The sequence below is a fragment of the Ralstonia sp. PBBBR1 genome (genome assembly GCF_002256165.1).
GTDB classification, from domain to species: domain Bacteria; phylum Pseudomonadota; class Gammaproteobacteria; order Burkholderiales; family Burkholderiaceae; genus Ralstonia; species Ralstonia thomasii.
In genome coordinates this window covers 37,064-53,745 of sequence record NZ_NKIL01000002.1, presented here as the reverse complement: position 1 = coordinate 53,745, position 16,682 = coordinate 37,064, and the positions used below count along the sequence as shown (strand labels likewise).

12 protein-coding genes are annotated in these 16,682 nt (G+C 62.7%); 3 read left to right on the top strand and 9 right to left on the bottom strand.

The window, feature by feature from the left end:
- Nucleotides 1–18 precede the first annotated feature (18 nt).
- The 5 genes from pbpG to CFE42_RS00245 all read right to left on the bottom strand — a co-directional run bounded on the left by pbpG (nt 19) and on the right by CFE42_RS00245 (nt 4,789).
- Nucleotides 19–1,209 (bottom strand): D-alanyl-D-alanine endopeptidase, encoded by a 1,191-nt coding sequence (gene pbpG, locus CFE42_RS00265; protein ID WP_012435898.1) that lies wholly within the window; start codon nt 1,207–1,209, stop codon nt 19–21.
- Nucleotides 1,210–1,645: 436 nt separating this feature from the next.
- Nucleotides 1,646–2,353 carry a nitroreductase gene (locus tag CFE42_RS00260; RefSeq protein ID WP_004635930.1) on the bottom strand — a complete coding sequence of 236 codons (708 nt, stop codon included), beginning with the start codon at nt 2,351–2,353 and terminating at the stop codon, nt 1,646–1,648.
- Between the two features lie 15 nt (nt 2,354–2,368).
- Entirely contained in the window at nt 2,369–2,812 is a 444-nt protein-coding gene (locus CFE42_RS00255; RefSeq protein WP_004635933.1) for a thioesterase family protein, read from the bottom strand.
- 58 nt (nt 2,813–2,870) lie between these two features.
- Nucleotides 2,871–3,788 carry a DMT family transporter gene (locus tag CFE42_RS00250; RefSeq protein ID WP_004635935.1) on the bottom strand — a complete coding sequence of 306 codons (918 nt, stop codon included), beginning with the start codon at nt 3,786–3,788 and terminating at the stop codon, nt 2,871–2,873.
- Nucleotides 3,785–4,789 (bottom strand): histone deacetylase, encoded by a 1,005-nt coding sequence (locus tag CFE42_RS00245; protein WP_004635937.1) that lies wholly within the window; start codon nt 4,787–4,789, stop codon nt 3,785–3,787. The genes CFE42_RS00250 and CFE42_RS00245 overlap by 4 nt, the downstream gene beginning before the upstream one ends.
- 355 nt (nt 4,790–5,144) lie before the next feature.
- Here CFE42_RS00245 and CFE42_RS00240 point away from each other — a divergent pair, with 355 nt between their 5' ends.
- Together CFE42_RS00240 and CFE42_RS00235 are read left to right on the top strand one after the other, a co-directional pair.
- The gene (locus CFE42_RS00240) at nt 5,145–5,726 is read left to right on the top strand and encodes a phasin family protein (RefSeq protein ID WP_004635938.1); all 582 of its coding nucleotides are present in this window, start codon (nt 5,145–5,147) and stop codon (nt 5,724–5,726) included.
- Nucleotides 5,727–6,063: 337 nt separating this feature from the next.
- Nucleotides 6,064–6,624 (top strand): hypothetical protein, encoded by a 561-nt coding sequence (locus tag CFE42_RS00235; protein ID WP_037044962.1) that lies wholly within the window; start codon nt 6,064–6,066, stop codon nt 6,622–6,624.
- A 104-nt stretch (nt 6,625–6,728) separates the two neighbouring features.
- On the opposite strand, the gene lpdA is transcribed toward CFE42_RS00235, so the two are convergent.
- The 4 genes from lpdA to aceE all read right to left on the bottom strand — a co-directional run bounded on the left by lpdA (nt 6,729) and on the right by aceE (nt 13,764).
- Nucleotides 6,729–8,510: a dihydrolipoyl dehydrogenase gene (lpdA, locus tag CFE42_RS00230; RefSeq protein ID WP_004635942.1), complete on the bottom strand. Its 1,782-nt coding sequence runs from the start codon at nt 8,508–8,510 to the stop codon at nt 6,729–6,731.
- A 58-nt stretch (nt 8,511–8,568) separates the two neighbouring features.
- Nucleotides 8,569–9,141 carry an MFS transporter gene (locus CFE42_RS00225; protein WP_004635945.1) on the bottom strand — a complete coding sequence of 191 codons (573 nt, stop codon included), beginning with the start codon at nt 9,139–9,141 and terminating at the stop codon, nt 8,569–8,571.
- Between the two features lie 105 nt (nt 9,142–9,246).
- Nucleotides 9,247–10,920, bottom strand: coding sequence for a dihydrolipoyllysine-residue acetyltransferase (gene aceF / locus CFE42_RS00220; protein WP_004635946.1), 1,674 nt, complete (start codon nt 10,918–10,920; stop codon nt 9,247–9,249).
- A 153-nt stretch (nt 10,921–11,073) separates the two neighbouring features.
- Nucleotides 11,074–13,764 carry a pyruvate dehydrogenase (acetyl-transferring), homodimeric type gene (gene aceE / locus CFE42_RS00215; RefSeq protein WP_004635948.1) on the bottom strand — a complete coding sequence of 897 codons (2,691 nt, stop codon included), beginning with the start codon at nt 13,762–13,764 and terminating at the stop codon, nt 11,074–11,076.
- Between the two features lie 313 nt (nt 13,765–14,077).
- Here aceE and CFE42_RS00210 point away from each other — a divergent pair, with 313 nt between their 5' ends.
- Nucleotides 14,078–16,654 carry a PAS domain S-box protein gene (locus CFE42_RS00210; protein WP_037044965.1) on the top strand — a complete coding sequence of 859 codons (2,577 nt, stop codon included), beginning with the start codon at nt 14,078–14,080 and terminating at the stop codon, nt 16,652–16,654.
- The last annotated feature ends 28 nt before the right edge of the window (nt 16,655–16,682 follow it).

Below are 16,682 nucleotides of genomic sequence, written 5' to 3'. Positions count from 1 at the left end.
GTTGGGTGATGCGGTGGCTCAGGCGCCGTGCTGCTCCGACGCCAGCACGGTGGCGGGCTGCGTCGACACCGGTACATTCCGCAGCGGCGCAGCCGCTTGCGTGGCCGGCTCGATGTGCGGATTGCGCTCCAGCCAATTGCGCACACGCGTGGCGTCCGCAAAGCGCGTGAGGTTGCCGGCCGAATCCAGGAACACCATCACGACATTGCGGCCATGCACGTTGGCCTGCATGACGAGGCAGCGGCCGGCTTCGTTGATGAAGCCGGTCTTCTGCAGGCCGATATCCCATTCGCCGCCGCGCACCAGACGATTGGTGTTGACGTAGTGCAGCGTGCGGCCGTTGGCGCTGACCGTATGTTCGGGGGTGGTTGTGAATTGACGAATGAGCGGCACCTTGTAGGCAGCTATCACGATCTTGGCGAGATCCTGCGCGCTCGACACGTTGCTGCTAGACAGGCCGTTCGAATCGACATAGTGTGTATCGTTCATGCCGAGTTCATGCGCCTTGCGGTTCATGGCGGCAACAAATGCCGGACGACCGCCCGGATAGTTGCGGCCCAGCGCGGAGGCTGCACGGTTTTCCGACGACATCAGCGCCAGCAGCAGCAGGTCTTCGCGCGTGAGCATCGTGCCGAAGCGCAGGCGCGAGCCCGTGTTGCGCTCGTAGTCGCGATCCTCATCGGTAATTTCAAGCAGCTCGTCCATCGGCTGATGTGCATCGGTCACGACCAGTGCGGTCATCAGCTTGGTGATCGAGGCAATCGGCAGCACGGCCGACGAATTCTTCTGGAACAGCACTTCGCCGTTGTTCTGGTCCATCACCAGCGCAACGGAGGAACGCAGCGCCAACGCATCGGGCGTCGAACGCAGTCCCATCGCTTCACCAAGTGTCGGGGACGCCGGCACGAACGCCGCACGCACCGGACGTGCACCGCGCTCGACCATGATCACGCGACGCTTGCCTTTGACGGTGACGACCTTGCGGACTTTGGTGGAGGCGACTTCATCGCCGCTCGTAGCCGCGACTTTGGCGCTGGCCTTGCGATTGGCGACGGTCTTGCCTTTGGATTTGGCTTTCTTGCTAGCGGCGGGTTTTTTGTCGGTCGTGGCAGCGTTGGCCACGGTAGTGACAGAGACGGCAGCGAGCGCGACGGTCATCAGCGAAACGAAGCCGAGACGTCGAAAAAATGAGGAAACAGACCGTGACATGGTTCGATCACCCGCGCGTGAGATGGCGCAAGTGTAGGCAAAAACAAAATTCTTAGCAAGATGAAGGACTTAGCTCACGGCCTTAAAGTTTGACCTGTGGAGCCTTATCATTCGGTCACCATTTCGACGCAATTGTCTGCCGGAGCAGGAGCCTAATCGCGAAGAAAGTTGCACAAAACGCACATTTCGCCCCGTGTAGATCGGAAGTGGGACCGGAAAATACCCCGTGATTCGATCGCAAGTGACGACAATCACGGTTTACAACCGTCCCCAACATTCCCTCACAACACACGCGCCGCGTACGTCGAGTCGCAGATGGAAGTCTAACGACGGATCGGTCGTATCTGTTGACATAATTCGGCGACTTTTCACCGCCAATTCTCGCTTTGCACGAAGATGTGCGCTGTAGCGTGCAGGCAGCGCCGTGATAACGACGTCAGTCCAGGAACCGGGTGAAGTCGGAGACAGGCGCCCGCTCGGTGACAAGCGTATTTTCGATGGCGGCAGGATTCGCGTAACCCATCGACATGCCGCAGACGACCATCTCGTCATCCGTCAGCCCGAGATGCTCTGCGATGACCCGATGGAACTGCGTGAACGCGGCCTGTGGGCATGTATCGATGCCCCGAGCACGCGCGGCCACCATCACGGCTTCCAGGAACATGCCGTAATCGAGCCAACTGCCCTGCTCCATCACGCGGTCGATTGTGAAGATGATGCCGACCGGCGCATCGAAGAATCGGAAGTTGCGCGCGTGCTGTGCGTGCATGCGTTCCTTGTCGGAGCGTCCAATGCCGAGCAGGCCATAAAGATCCCAGCCGACCTTGCGGCGCCGACTCTGGTACGGATCGACCCACGTGCGCGGGTAGTACGGATACTCCTCGCGATGCAGCATGTCCACCTCCGGGTGGTCGTACGCCACCAACACGGATTCGGACAAGCGCGCCTTCGACTCGCCCGTCAGCACATAGACCTTCCACGGCTGCGTATTGCTGCCTGACGGCGCACGGCGCGCTACATCGAGGATCGCCTCGATGTCTTCCCGGGCGACGGGCGTCGGCAAGAATGCGCGAACGGAGCGGCGCGAAGTGATTGCCTGATCGACGCGTTCGACTTCTGTGGAGGTGGGGCGTCGGTCGGTCATGGCGATGCGCAAAATTCAGGCGGTGATATTGGACGCGAGCGGTTCGAGCACAGCACGCAGCGCATCGGGCAGTGGCACCGGGCGACGTGTTTCGCGGTCGACGTAGACGTGCACGAAATGGCCCTGAGCGGCGGCCTCCTGGGCGTCGCAGCGGAACAGACCCACCTCATAGCGCACGCTCGTGTTGCCAAGGCGTGCAACGCGCAGCCCTGCCACCACGGGATCGGGAAACGACAGCGGCGCGAAGTAGTTGCATTGTGTCTCGATGACGAGGCCGATGGTGTCGCTGTGTTCAGGGTTCAGCACGCCCTGCTCGATCAGATACGCGTTCACCACGGTATCGAAATAGCTGTAATAGACGACGTTGTTGACGTGACCGTAGACGTCGTTGTCCATCCAGCGCGTGGTGATGGTGTGGAAGTGGCGGTAGTCGTCGCGCGTCTGACGGGGCGTGCTCATGGGCGGCTGGCCGGTGGCAGTGGAAAGTGATCAGGATACGCCAGGCACTCAAACGCGGTCACTTACGGATGACGAGCGCCACACCGCAGGCGGCAATCACCATGCCCAGCGCCGCAAGCGGCGGAAAACGTTCGCCGAACAGCGCCCACGCCATCACGGCGGTCGTAGGCGGCGTCAGATACATGAGCGACGTCACCTTGGTGGCCGCGCCCCTGCGGATCAGCACAAAGAGCAGCGAGATCGCGCCGATCGACAGCGCCAGCACCGACCACACCAGCGAGCCGATCATCGGCAGCGTCCAATGCACCTCGCGCGTCTCAAACAGAAACATGAACGGCAGGCACAGCAGCGCCGATGCCCCGAACTGGATGCACGCGCCCATCCGCAGGTCGAACACCGGGCAATGGCGCTTTTGATAGAGCGTACCCACGGTGATCGACAGCAGCGCGCTCACGCACAGCGCAAGCGTCGTCGCGCCCACGCCCGCCAGATGCAACTTGTTGGCCACCACCAGGCCCACGCCCGCGATGCCGCATAGCAATCCCAACCATTGGCGGCCCGACACACGCTCCCCACGCATCGAGACATACAGCGCAGTCAAAATCGGCTGCATGCCGACGATCAGCGCAGTCATCCCTGCCGGCATGCCCAGCTTAACCGCTGCCCACACGCCCGCAAGGTACCCCCACTGCATCAGCAAACCGGCCACCGCGATGTGGCCGACTGTCGCCCAGTCGGTTTCGCCCATGCCGGAGCGGCGCGGCAGCGGCACACGCGCCATCCACACCAGCGGTAGCAGGCATACCAGCACGCCCACAAAGCGGAAAAACAGAAAGGTCATCGGCTCCGCATACGGCATCCCGTACTTGGCCACGATAAAGCCCGTGCTCCAGATCAACACGAACAGCCACGGCATGGCGACGACAAACAGGGAGTCGCGCGCCAAGTTTGGCGCGACGGAAGACGCTTGGGTCATGCGGAAAGCGGAAGAGAGTGCGAGGCGGCGGCCTCGTCGCGGGCCGCCCAGCGCTGTGCGTGCCGCGCAGCCAGCGCGATGGTCTGCGCGTGGACGGCCACGGTATCGTCGATATTGTTGCCGTAGCCGCCCGCCATGGTAACGGCAATCGGTATGCGCCGTTGATATGCGAAATCGAAGACTTCCTGGTCGCGCCGGGCCAGACCCTGGAGAGTCAGTTTGAGCCGGCCGAGGCGATCGCCCTCGTGCGGGTCCGCGCCGGCCAGATAGATGATCAACTGTGGCTTGAAGCGCCCGGCCAGGATATCGAGGGCGCCAGTCAGCGCCTGCAGATAGTCCTCGTCGCCGCAGCCATCGTGCAGGCCGATGTCCAGATCCGAGGCTTCTTTGCGGAACGGGTAGTTCTTCTCTCCATGCAAGGACAAGGTGAAAACAGCCGCGTCATCGCGCAGGATCGACGCCGTGCCGTTGCCCTGATGTACGTCGAGATCGACGATGGCGACCGGAAAATTCGCCGGCGTCCTGCCCGGCCGGCGCTGAATCCAGCGCGAGGCGATGGCAGCGTCGTTGAATACACAGAAACCGCCGCCCTTGTCCGCATAGGCATGGTGCGTGCCGCCCGCCAAATTGACGGCAATGCCATCCGCCAGCGCAGCCTCGCACGCGGCCATCGTGGCCCCCGCCGAACGGCGGCTGCGCTCGACCATTTCCGGCGACCAGGGAAACCCGATCTCCCGCTGACGCGCAGGGTCAAGCCGCCCGGCGCTTACCGCCTCAACATATTCAGACGTGTGCGCCAGCAGCAACGCGTCGTCATCGGCCCGCGGCGCCTCATGCATGGATAGCCCCGGCACGTCGGCCAGAACCCGTGCGCGCAGGTCGCTGTACTTGCGCATTGGAAACCGATGGCCCGGCGGCAGCGGCAAGACAAAGTGGTCGGTATAGAACGCCCGCATGTGAATAACAAATCGCAACGCAACAAAAATAGCACTCGGGCGCATCGTAACCTACGCTGCACTCGTATGTTTTTTGAGACGGATTTGCGGCCAGAGTTGGTCAAATGCACTTCGCATGCACCACGGACGCGCATTTTCCTGCCACAAAAAATTATGCCAAACGGTTGGTCACGCAATTCCTGTGCACGGAAAATCAACGAATTCTGTTTTTTGTGCGATGCACAAAGGACGCTTGACACTGGTTTGACATTCAACAACAATGAAATTGTTGCGATGCACCATCCCTAATTCATCGCGATGTCGCCTGGAAGGCCCGACGCAGACCGTCATGCTTTGTACATCTGGGCGATCTAAATTTTCATTTTGATTCCCCACCCACCTTTGTATTTGGAGAGACAACATGCTGACTCAGGAACAGATCGCTGCGGCGCACAAGGCCAACCTGGAAACGTTCTTCGGTCTGACCAACAAGGCTTTTGAAGGCGTCGAAAAGCTGGTCGAACTGAACCTGCAAGTCGTCAAGGCTACCCTGGCCGAGAACGTCGAACACGCCAAGAAGGCACTGACCGCCAAGGACGCCCAAGAGCTGCTGTCGGTGCAAACCGCCGCAGTGCAGCCGCTGGCTGAAAAGGTTCTGGCTTACAGCCGTCACCTGTACGAAATCGCTTCGGACACGCAAACCGAATTCAGCAAGGCTGCTGAAGTGCAAATCGCTGAAAACAGCCGCAAGCTGCAAGCGCTGGTCGACAACGTGTCGAAGAACGCTCCGGCTGGTTCGGAATCGGCAGTTGCCCTGGTGAAGTCGGCTCTGTCGGCCGCCAACAACGCCTACGATTCGGTGCAGAAGGCCACCAAGCAAGCTGTGGAACTGGCTGAAAGCAACTTCCACGCTGCTGCCAACGCTGCCAGCAAGGCAACGGCTCAAGCATCGGCCCAAGCGCGCGCTGCCACCGGCAAGAAGTCGACGACGACCGCTGCCTAAGCGCTAAGCTGCTTCAGTTTTCTGGTTGTTGAAGCGGGCCTCCTTCGGGAGGCCCGTTTTGTTTTGGCCGTCGAGCCATCCTCCAAACACATCGTTTGCGTGCATTTGCGCGGAACCCAAACGCGCGGCCGCTGGTCCATTCCACCGTGTTCGTTGGATTGTCTCCTCGGTCCCGCTACCGAAACCTGTCCTCAGTGGTGATCAGTGGGTACCTTTAGCCCGGCTTCGGCCGGGTTTTTTGTGTGCATGGGAAACGTCTCCTCTTCAAATTGCGAACTTTTACACGCAGCCGACGCTCCATTCTGTATTGCGGTTCGCCGCCCTCTTCTCCTTCCCAATGTCTCGCGAATCCATGGCCAAGCGAAGTCTGATCGTCGCGGCTGCGCTTATCCTGCTGTTAGAAGAGTGGATCTGGAACGTCATGCGGCAGGTAACCGCCCGTCTGGCGGCGCATCCCTGGGTCCAAGCGGCGGAGCGGAAGTTGGCGCAACTGGAGCCCATCGAAGCCCTCTGCGCCTTTGCCCTGCCAATGCTCGCATTGCTGCCGTTCAAGCTGGCGGCCGTCTACGTGCTGGCGCGGGGCCATCTCATTGCAGGCGCCATCGTTCTGGTCGCAGCGAAAATCGTCAGTACGGGGCTGGGCGTGCGCATCTATTCCGCCGTGCGCCCACAGTTGCACACGATCGCCTGGTATGCCCGCTGGGAATCCGCGTTCCTGGCATGGAAGCAGCGCATGCTGGCCACCCTGCAAGCAACACCGACCTGGCAAGCCTTCCAGGTACGAATTGCCGTCTGGCGCGCCCGTCGACATGGGACGATGCAGCAGATATGGCGCCGCCTGATCGCGGCAGTGCGCGTGCTACGTCGGCATCGGCGCCCAGCCGAGCCTCGGCACTGACCTGCCGCCGATCATCCCAAACAAAAGGGCCGCCCATTCGAGCGGCCCTTTTGTTTGCCAGCCAGATCCGGAGTTGCCTCCAAACTCTGGCGGTTAATTGCAGTTCATCGCTTACGAGCCGGGGGCACGTCCGTGCAAACACCCTCGTAGATTTCCGCAGCCATGCCCACCGACTCACCCAGCGTCGGGTGCGGGTGGATGGTCTTGCCGATGTCCACGGCGTCCGCGCCCATCTCGATGGCCAGGCAGATTTCGCCGATCAAGTCGCCGGCGTGCGTGCCAACGATGCCGCCACCGATGATGCGATGCGTTTCCTCGTCGAAGATCAACTTCGTGAAGCCTTCGTCGCGGCCGTTGGCAATCGCGCGGCCCGAAGCGGCCCACGGGAACACGCCCTTGCCGTACTTGATGCCCTGCGCCTTGCACTGGTCTTCGGTCAGACCTGCCCAGGCCACTTCCGGATCGGTATAGGCGACCGACGGAATCTGCTTGGCATCGAAATACGCCTTCTCGCCGTGCGCGGCTTCTGCCGCCACGTGACCTTCATGCACGGCCTTGTGTGCCAGCATCGGCTGCCCCACGAGGTCGCCGATCGCGAAGATGTGCGGCACATTCGTGCGCTGTTGCTTATCCACGTCGATGAAGCCACGGTCGGTCACCGCCACGCCGGCCTTCTCGGCGCCAATGCGCTTGCCGTTCGGGGTGCGGCCCACGGCCACCAGCACCATGTCATAGCGTTGCGGCTCGGCAGATGCGGCTTCGCCCTCGAACTTGACGTAGATGCCGTCCGGCTTGGCCTCGACCCCGACCGTCTTGGTCTTGAGCATGACCTTGTCGAAGCGGCTCTTGTTCATCTTGTCCCACACCTTGACGAGGTCGCGGTCAGCGCCCTGCATCAGGCCATCGAGCATTTCCACCACGTCGATGCGGGCGCCCAGCGTGCTGTACACGGTCGCCATTTCCAGGCCGATGATGCCGCCCCCGATGACCAGCATCCTGCCCGGCACTTCGCGCAGCTCCAGCGCGCCGGTCGAATCGACGATGCGCGGATCTTCCGGAATGAACGGCAGCTTCACGGCCTCGCTGCCTGCAGCGATGATTGCCTTGGCAAAACGGATGACCTTCTTCTCGCCCGTCGTTGCCTTGCCGTCGCCGTCCGTCAGTTGCACTTCGAGGTGATTCGGATCCAGGAACGTGCCAACACCGCGCACGACCTGCACCTTGCGTGCCTTGGCCATGCCGGCCAGCCCGCCGGTCAGCTTGCCGATGACGGACTCCTTGTGCTTGCGCAGTTGGTTGATATCAACCGTCGGCTCGCTGTAGACAATGCCGTGTGCGGCCATCGCCTTGACTTCGTCCATGACGGCCGCCGTGTGCAGCAACGCCTTCGACGGGATACACCCCACGTTCAGGCAAACGCCGCCCAGCGTTGAGAAACGCTCCACCAGCACAGTGTTCATGCCCAGATCCGCACTGCGGAATGCGGCCGAATAACCGCCCGGGCCGGAGCCCAGGACGAGCATCTCGCACTCGATGTCGGCGCCGCCGGCGTGCTTGGCCGCTTGCGGTGCCGGGGCTGATGCTGCCGGTGCGGCAGCCGGTGCTGGGGCCGGAGCCGGCGCTTGTGCAGGTCCTGGAGCAGCAGCCGCGCCAGCTTCCGCCGTCGCGATCACCGTGCCCTTGCTGACCTTGTCGCCCACCTTGACTTTTACGTCGACGATCTTGCCAGCCACCTCCGACGGCACTTCCATGCTGGCCTTGTCGGATTCCAGCACGATCAGCGACTGCTCGGGCGCCACGGTATCGCCCGCCTTGATCAGCACTTCGATGACTTCCACCGCATCGAAATCGCCGATGTCCGGCACCTTGATTTCCACCACGCTCATTCCTGACTCCTTGTTCTTGTCGTCGGCACCCGGCATCGCCCGGGCCCGCTGACGCTTTTCAATCCTGCAGACGTACTGTGTGCACTTCGATCGGACCGCCCGAGCTCTTGTCGAATTCCACGCCTGCGGACACGCCCACCTGTGCAACGTCCGCCGCCGACTTGCCCGGCATGTCAAACACCGCCGACATGGCTCCTAGCGCAAAATTGCGCCCCGAGCCAATGCCCCAGAAGCGGTCGAACGAAAACACCTCGCGGTACGAATAGACGCCGTAGATGCCGGTGGCGTTGGCGATCAGGCAGGTGATCTGCGACGACTCGTACGGGTCGTCGTCGTCCTCCTTGGTGTTGACGAAATACTCGTCCTTGAGCTTTTCGTGCACCTTGAGGAAGGTCCGGAAGACGTCGTCACGCGTGCCGAGGCGACACTCATCGGCCAGACCCGCTAACAGACTCCGCATGACCGGGAAGTGGGCCGTCGTGCCCGCCAGCGCGATCAGCGAATCGCCCACCTGGAAGATCTTCTGGTTTTGCTCGTAACCGCGCGCCAGGCGCGTATCGCCGAACGTCACCAGCGAATCGGCCGCAATCGCCACTTCGCCGTCTTTCTTGACCACCACGCACGTCGTCATGTCGTCCTCGCCATCAGTCCACTGACCAGTCCGCCGACCGCTGCAAACCCAACCGGGCCGGCACGCACAGGCCCGAAGCCAGATGCGTGCCGCGCCCGCGTGGGCTTACAGGCTGACGCGGCGGAAGTCCGCCAGCACGCTGGCCAGATACGCGTTGAAGCGTGCAGCCTCGGCGCCGTCGATCACGCGGTGATCGTACGACAGCGACAGCGGCAGCGTCAGGCGCGGCACGAACTGCTTGCCGTCCCAAACGGGCTTCTGATAACCACGCGACAAGCCAAGGATGGCCACTTCCGGTGCGTTGATGATCGGCGTGAAATGCGTGCCGCCGATGCCGCCCAGTGACGAGATCGAGAAGCAGCCCCCCTGCATCTGGTCCGGCTTGAGCTTGCCTTCGCGGGCAGCCTTCGACAGGTCCGCCATCTCCTTGGCGATGTCGATCAGACCCTTCTTGTCCGCATCGCGGATCACCGGCACCACGAGCCCGTTGGGCGTATCGGCCGCGAAGCCGACGTGGAAGTACTGCTTGAAGACCAGGTTGTCGCCGTCCAGGCTCGCGTTGAAGGTCGGGAATTTCTTCAGCGCGCCCACGACTGCCTTGATCACGAATGCCAGCATCGTGAACTTCACGCCGGCCTTTTCGTGGTCCTTGTTCATCTGCACGCGGAAGGCTTCCAGTTCGGTGATGTCCGCCTCGTCGTTGTTGGTGACGTGCGGGATCATGACCCAGTTGCGGTGCAGGTTCGCGCCGGAAATCTTCTTGATACGCGACAGCGGCTTCGGATCGACCGGACCGAACTTGGTGAAGTCCACCTTCGGCCACGGCAGCAGATTCAACTCACCGCCACCGGCCGGTGCACCCGCGGCAGCCTTGCCCGGCGCCGCAGCCTGGCCGCTCATCACGCCCTTGACGTAGCGCTGCACGTCTTCCTGCGTGATGCGGTTCTTCGGACCCGTGCCCCCGACCAGATTCACGTTGACGCCCAGCTCGCGCGCGTACTTGCGCACCGAGGGGCTGGCGTGAGCAGCCTTGCCAACCGTACCGACCGTGTCAGCGGTGTAAGTAGCGGGCGCTGCGGTCGACGCAACTGCGGGCGCAGCCGCAGGGGCCGGGCTCGGCGCAGCGGCAGCCGGTGCGGACACCTGCGCTTGTGCGGGTGCTGGCGCAGCAGCAGCGCCGCCAGCACCTTCCAGGACGACGATCAGCGTGCCTTGCGACACGGCATCGCCCACCTTCACGCGGATTTCCTTGACCGTGCCGGCAGCCGGCGACGGCACGTCCATCGTGGCCTTGTCCGATTCCAGCGTGATCAGCGACTGCTCGGCTTCCACCCTGTCGCCCACCTTCACGCTGATTTCGATGACGGGCACATCGGTGTAGTCGCCGATGTCCGGCACCTTCACTTCAACCGTGCCGCCGCCAGCGGCAGCCGGCGCAGGGGCCGGAGCTTGCGCGGCGGGTGCGGGCGCCGGTGCAGCAGCGGCCGGAGCCGGTGCGGGCGCAGCTTGAGGTGCCGGGGCCGGTGCGGCAGCAGCGCCCTGCTCTTCGAGCAACAGCACCAGCGAGCCTTCCGACACGGTGTCACCCACCTTGATCTTCACTTCCTTGACGACGCCGCTCTTGGGCGAGGGCACGTCCATGGTCGCCTTGTCCGATTCCAGCGTGACCAGCGAATCTTCGGCGTTGACGGTATCGCCCGCCTTGACCAGCACTTCGATCACCGGGACGTCTTTGTAGTCGCCGATGTCCGGCACCTTGATTTCTACGACTTGACTCATTCTTCTGTCTCCAGAGGGTCTGGCGGCGAGAGCATCCGGCGGAGGACACGCGGTGCCCCGCAGGCTACCGCATCGTGCAGGCAAATGCACGTTGCGGAAAGTCTGTCAGGGCGGTGCCCGGCCGGAACGCAACCCGCGCGCCCGGCGGCTCCGTTATACGGTCATCGGGTTGGGCTTGTTCGGATCGAGGTTGTACTTCTTCAGTGCCTCGGCCACCTTCTCGCGCGGCAGCACGCCTTCATCGGCGAGCGCCTTGAGCGACGCAACCGTCACCCAGTAGCGATCCACCTCGAAGAAGTGACGCAGCTTCTCGCGGGTATCCGAGCGGCCGAAGCCGTCGGTGCCCAGCACCACATAGCGACGCGGCACGAAGGCGCGGATCTGCTCGGCGAAAGTACGGACGTAGTCGGTCGAAGCGATGACCGGACCGCGTGCGTTCTTGAGGAGCTTCTCGACGTGCGACTCGCGTTGCGGTGCCGTCGGGTTGAGCAGGTTCCAGCGCGCGATGGCGTTGCCTTCACGGGCCAGCTCGGTAAAGCTCGGGCAGCCCCACAGGTCGGATTCCACGCCCCAGTCCTTCTTGAGCAGCTCGGCGGCGGCGATCACCTCGCGGAAGATCGTGCCCGAACCCAGCAGTTGCACGCGCGGTGCGTTGCTGTTTTCGACGCCCTTCTTGAACTGGTACATCCCCTTGATGATGTCCGCCTCGACACCCGCCGGCATTTCCGGGTGCTCGTAGTTTTCGTTCATCACCGTCAGGTAGTAATAGACGTCTTCCTGCTCGACATACATGCGACGCAGGCCGTCTTGCATCACCACCGCCAGTTCGTACTGGAAGGTCGGGTCATACGAGATGCAGTTCGGGATGGCAGCGTGGTACACGTGCGAGTGGCCGTCTTCGTGCTGCAGGCCTTCGCCGTTCAGCGTGGTACGGCCAGCTGTGCCGCCCAGCAGGAAGCCGCGCGAGCGCATGTCGCCGGCGGCCCAGCAGAGGTCGCCGATACGCTGGATGCCGAACATCGAGTAGTAGATGTAGAACGGGATCATCGCCACGCCATGCGTCGAATACGACGTAGCGGCCGCGATCCAGTCGCACATGGCACCGGCTTCGTTGATGCCTTCCTGCAGCACCTGACCCGTCTGCGATTCCTTGTAGAACATCAGTTGGTCGTGATCCTGCGGCACATACTTCTGGCCTTCCTGGTTCCAGATACCCACCTGGCGGAACAGACCTTCCATGCCGAACGTACGCGACTCATCGGGCACGATGGGCACAACATGCTTACCGATGTTCTTGTCCTTCAGCAGGATGTTCAGAATGCGCACGAAGGCCATCGTCGTGGACACTTCGCGGCCTTCACCGGTGGCTTTGAGCAACGCGTCGAACGCAGCCAGCGCGGGAATCTGCAGCGCGTCGGCCTTCTGGCGACGGGCCGGCAGGTAGCCGCCCAGGTCCATACGGGCCTTGCGCATGTATTCGAGTTCCTTCGAGCCTTCTTCGAACTTGACGTACGGCACGTGCTCGAGCTGGTCGTCGGCAACCGGAATGTTGAAGCGATCACGCAGCTTGCGGATGGCGTCCACCGGCATCTTCTTCTGCTGGTGGGCGATGTTCATCGCTTCGCCGGCCTCACCCATGCCATAGCCCTTGATGGTCTTGGCGAGAATGACGGTCGGCTGACCCTTGTGGTTGGTCGCCGACTGGAATGCCGCGTAGATCTTGTGCGGATCATGGCCACCACGGTTCAGCGCCCAGATATCGTCGTCGGACCAATCGGCCACCATGGCCTTGAGTTCCGGCGTGTTGAAGAAGAACTCGCGCACATAAGCGCCGCTCTTCGATTTGAAGGTCTGGTACTCGCCGTCGACGCATTCCATCATGCGGCTCATCAGCAGACCCTTCGTGTCGCGGGCAAGCAGCTGATCCCAGCGGCTGCCCCAGATGACCTTGATGACGTTCCAGCCTGCGCCGCGGAATTCCGATTCCAGCTCTTGAATGATCTTGCCGTTGCCGCGCACCGGACCATCCAGGCGCTGCAGGTTGCAGTTGATCACGAAGACGAGGTTGTCCAGCTTTTCACGGCCGGCCATGCCGATCGCGCCCAGCGATTCCGGCTCGTCGGTTTCGCCATCGCCCAGGAACGCCCAGACCTTGCGGTTTTCCCAGTTCTGGATCAGGCCGCGGCTGGCCAGGTACTTGGTAAAGCGCGCCTGGTAGATCGCCATGATCGGGCCCAGGCCCATCGACACGGTCGGGAATTGCCAGAAATCCGGCATCAGCCACGGGTGCGGGTACGACGAGATGCCCTTGCCGTCGACTTCCTGGCGGAAGCTGTCGAGTTGCTCCTCGCTCAGACGGCCCAGCAGGAATGCGCGCGAGTACACGCCCGGCGCCGAGTGCCCCTGCACGAAAACCATGTCGCCGCCGTGCTTGTCCGACGGGGCGTGCCAGAAGTGGTTGTAGCCGACGTCATACAGCGTGGCCGCCGAAGCGAACGACGAGATATGGCCGCCGACGTTGGTGTCCTTGTTCGCGCGCAGCACCATCGCCATGGCGTTCCAGCGCGTATACGAACGGATGCGGTGCTCGATTTCCTGGTTGCCAGGAATGCGGTCCTGGTTCTCGACCGGGATCGTATTGATATAGGGGGTTTCTGCGTGCAGCGGAGACGTCACGCCGTTGATGCGCGCGTACTCGATCTGCTTGTCGAGGAGGAATGCCGCGCGCTGCGGGCCTTCCGCGCCGATGACGCCTTGCAGCGCCTCCAGCCATTCCTTGGTTTCCTGGGGATCAACGTCGCTGGCGCTCGTGGCACCCAGGACTTGTTCTGGTACGGCCGACATGGCGGTCTCCTTGGTAGCAGTAACGGTAGTTGCGTCTCTTGTGAGGCGCCCACTGGCACGCGCGTTCACACGCACGCAAGGGCCACCCCGACTTTTGCGCTGATTCTATGGGCACCCGCAAACGCAGCACAAGCGGAATTTTCAAATTGCGATATGGTTTTTTATAATGTGGAATATTGCCGCGACGCAAAACAAATCACCTTTGACATTGCAGCGCAGCATTTTCCGAGCGAACAAGACACCTCACCAAGCGGTTTCCCCAAGCGACCCGCAGGTTGATTGCCGTTACACTTAGTTTTGCGCAGTTGCACAGATGTCCACTCCTTTACCTCCGCAGAATTCCGGCGTTCGTCCGCCCATCATGCTTGCCCCCTCCCACGCTTCGCAGGACCCGGCCGCCAAGTCCGAGCCGTCAACGCCTGCGGCGCCTGCGCCCATTTCCGTGAACGCGTCCGAACAGCCGTCGGACGAGACCGTTCGCCCGAACATGCCCCGCCGTCTGTGGCTGACCCGCCTGGGCCGGCTGTGGACGACCAACTGGTTCATGTTCATCCCGCTGGTGGCAATCGTCCTGTTTGCTGGCGCGATGATTTTCATCCTGTATCAGTTGCACGCCACGGAGGTGCAGCAGCAGCGCGACGCCCTCTACCGCGATGCCGCCTGGGCCGAGCAGAAGGTTCGCCTGTCCCTGCAGAGCAACCAGGATCAGGTAGCCGCCCTGGCGCGCGATATCGGTGCCGCGCAGCTTGACCCGAGCGCCTATCGCGATGCCGCCCGCCAGCTCCTGCGCGAGAACCCGGAGCTTGTCTTCATCAACTGGCTGGATGCCACGCGCCGCCCGCGCTGGGCGTTCCCGTCCACCTCCGAATTCACGGCGCGCGTGCGCGAAACACGCGACCATCCGCTCGAACCCGAAATCCAATCTGCCTACGATGCCGCGCGTGAAACGCAGCGTGCCGTCTATTCGCGCCCCATCCAGAACGAGCGCGGCGAGAGCTTCATGCTCATGGAAGTCCCGATCGTGCGCGACAACGAATTCCTCGGCACGGTGGGCGCCATGTATTCGGTCACGGGCATCCTCACGCAACTGCTGCCGGGCGAGTTGACAGACCGCTACCGCTTCTCGCTGGTCGACAAGAACAACGTGGTCCGCGCAAGCACGTCGTTGCGGCCGGTGCCCAAGGCGGCGGCGTCGTACGAGGTGCTGCTCGACCCACCGGGACATTCGCTCTCGCTGCGGGCCGAGGCGTATCCCGCTCCGTCCAACCTGCCCAACAACATGCTGATGTGGCTGGTGGCCGGCCTGTCGTGCTTCGTGATCTGGAGCCTCTGGAGCGTGTGGCGCCACACCAGCCGCCGCTCTGAAGCGCAGCGCGCGTTGCTGGCGGAAACGTCGTTCCGCCGCGCTATGGAAAACTCCATGGTGATCGGCATGCGTTCGCTCGACCTCAACGGCCGCATCACCTACGTGAACCCGGCGTTCTGCCGCATGATCGGCTGGACGGAAGCCGAGCTGGTCGGGCGCATGCCGCCCTTCCCGTATTGGCCGCCCAACGAGGTCGGCGAGATGCAGAAGCACATCGAGCTGACCTTGCGTGGCAAGGCCCCCGCCAACGGCATGGAATTGCGCATGATGCGCCGCGACGGTACGAGCTTCTATGCGCGGATGTACGTCTCGCCGCTGATCGATGCACGCGGCCGGCACACGGGGTGGATGAGTTCCATCACGGACATTACTGAGCCCAAACGCGCCCGTGAAGACTTGGCCGCCGCGCACGACCGCTTCACCACGGTGCTGGAGAGCCTGGATGCGGCCGTGTCCGTGCTCTCGACCGACAAGGCGGAGCTGCTGTTCGCCAACCGCTACTACCGCCAGCTTTTCGGCTGGGAGGCGTTCGGCCACCTGCAGCTCTCCGGCAACGACGTCAACACGGAAGACGTTTCCAGCGATGCACTCGACCTGGTGGACGCCTACGCCGGCCTGCCCGCGTCCGAGTTGACACCGCACGCGGCAGATGCGCGCGAAATCTATGTGCCATCGATGCAGAAGTGGTTTGAAGTGCGGCGCCGCTACATCCAGTGGGTCGACGGCCACCTCGCACAGATGCAGATCGCCACCGACATCACCGTGCGCAAGGCCGCCGAAGAGATGACGCGCCAGCACGAAGAGCGCCTGCAGTTCACCAGCCGCCTGACGACGATGGGCGAGATGGCCTCATCGCTGGCGCACGAGCTGAACCAGCCGCTGGCTGCCATCAACAACTACTGCATGGGCGCCGTCGGCCGCCTGAAGAGCGGACGCAGCACGCCGGAAGAGCTGATCCCGGTGCTTGAGAAGACCTCCGCCCAGGCCGTGCGTGCCGGCACCATCATCCAGCGCATCCGCGGCTTCGTGAAACGCAGCCAGCCGCAGCGGCGCGAATCCGACCTGCGCGAGATCGTTGCCGACGCCGTGGGTCTGGCCGAACTCGAAGCCACGCGGCGTGGCATCACCATTCTCACGCGCCTGCCAGGCGACTTGCCGCCTCTGTATGTCGATCCGGTGCTCATCGAGCAGGTGCTCGTCAATCTGCTCAAGAACGCCGCCGAAGCCATGGCCGCCCACCCGCGCCTGCGCGCCGCCAGCGTGCTGCGCCTGCACGCCAACCTGATCAACGACCCGGAAAATTCCGTGCTGATCGAGGTGATCGACCAGGGCCCGGGCGTGGACGACAGCACCAAGGAGCGGCTGTTCGAGCCGTTCTTCAGTACAAAATCCGACGGCATGGGTATGGGGCTGAACATCTGCCGCTCCATCATAGAATCCCACCTCGGCAGGCTCTGGGTAGAAAACAACGCCGATGGCATCGGCTGTACGTTTAAAATCATCCTGCCGCTGAATCCGCTGTAAATCGTTTTTAAAACATAGAACGTAGACC

Coding starts and splice junctions, on each gene's coding strand:
- pbpG (WP_012435898.1), bottom strand. CDS start 1,209: ATGTCACGGTCTGTTTCCTCATTTTTTCGACGTCTCGGCTTCGTTTCG.
- CFE42_RS00260 (WP_004635930.1), bottom strand. CDS start 2,353: ATGACCGACCGACGCCCCACCTCCACAGAAGTCGAACGCGTCGATCAG.
- CFE42_RS00255 (WP_004635933.1), bottom strand. CDS start 2,812: ATGAGCACGCCCCGTCAGACGCGCGACGACTACCGCCACTTCCACACC.
- CFE42_RS00250 (WP_004635935.1), bottom strand. CDS start 3,788: ATGACCCAAGCGTCTTCCGTCGCGCCAAACTTGGCGCGCGACTCCCTG.
- CFE42_RS00245 (WP_004635937.1), bottom strand. CDS start 4,789: ATGCGCCCGAGTGCTATTTTTGTTGCGTTGCGATTTGTTATTCACATG.
- CFE42_RS00240 (WP_004635938.1), top strand. CDS start 5,145: ATGCTGACTCAGGAACAGATCGCTGCGGCGCACAAGGCCAACCTGGAA.
- CFE42_RS00235 (WP_037044962.1), top strand. CDS start 6,064: ATGTCTCGCGAATCCATGGCCAAGCGAAGTCTGATCGTCGCGGCTGCG.
- lpdA (WP_004635942.1), bottom strand. CDS start 8,510: ATGAGCGTGGTGGAAATCAAGGTGCCGGACATCGGCGATTTCGATGCG.
- CFE42_RS00225 (WP_004635945.1), bottom strand. CDS start 9,141: ATGACGACGTGCGTGGTGGTCAAGAAAGACGGCGAAGTGGCGATTGCG.
- aceF (WP_004635946.1), bottom strand. CDS start 10,920: ATGAGTCAAGTCGTAGAAATCAAGGTGCCGGACATCGGCGACTACAAA.
- aceE (WP_004635948.1), bottom strand. CDS start 13,764: ATGTCGGCCGTACCAGAACAAGTCCTGGGTGCCACGAGCGCCAGCGAC.
- CFE42_RS00210 (WP_037044965.1), top strand. CDS start 14,078: ATGTCCACTCCTTTACCTCCGCAGAATTCCGGCGTTCGTCCGCCCATC.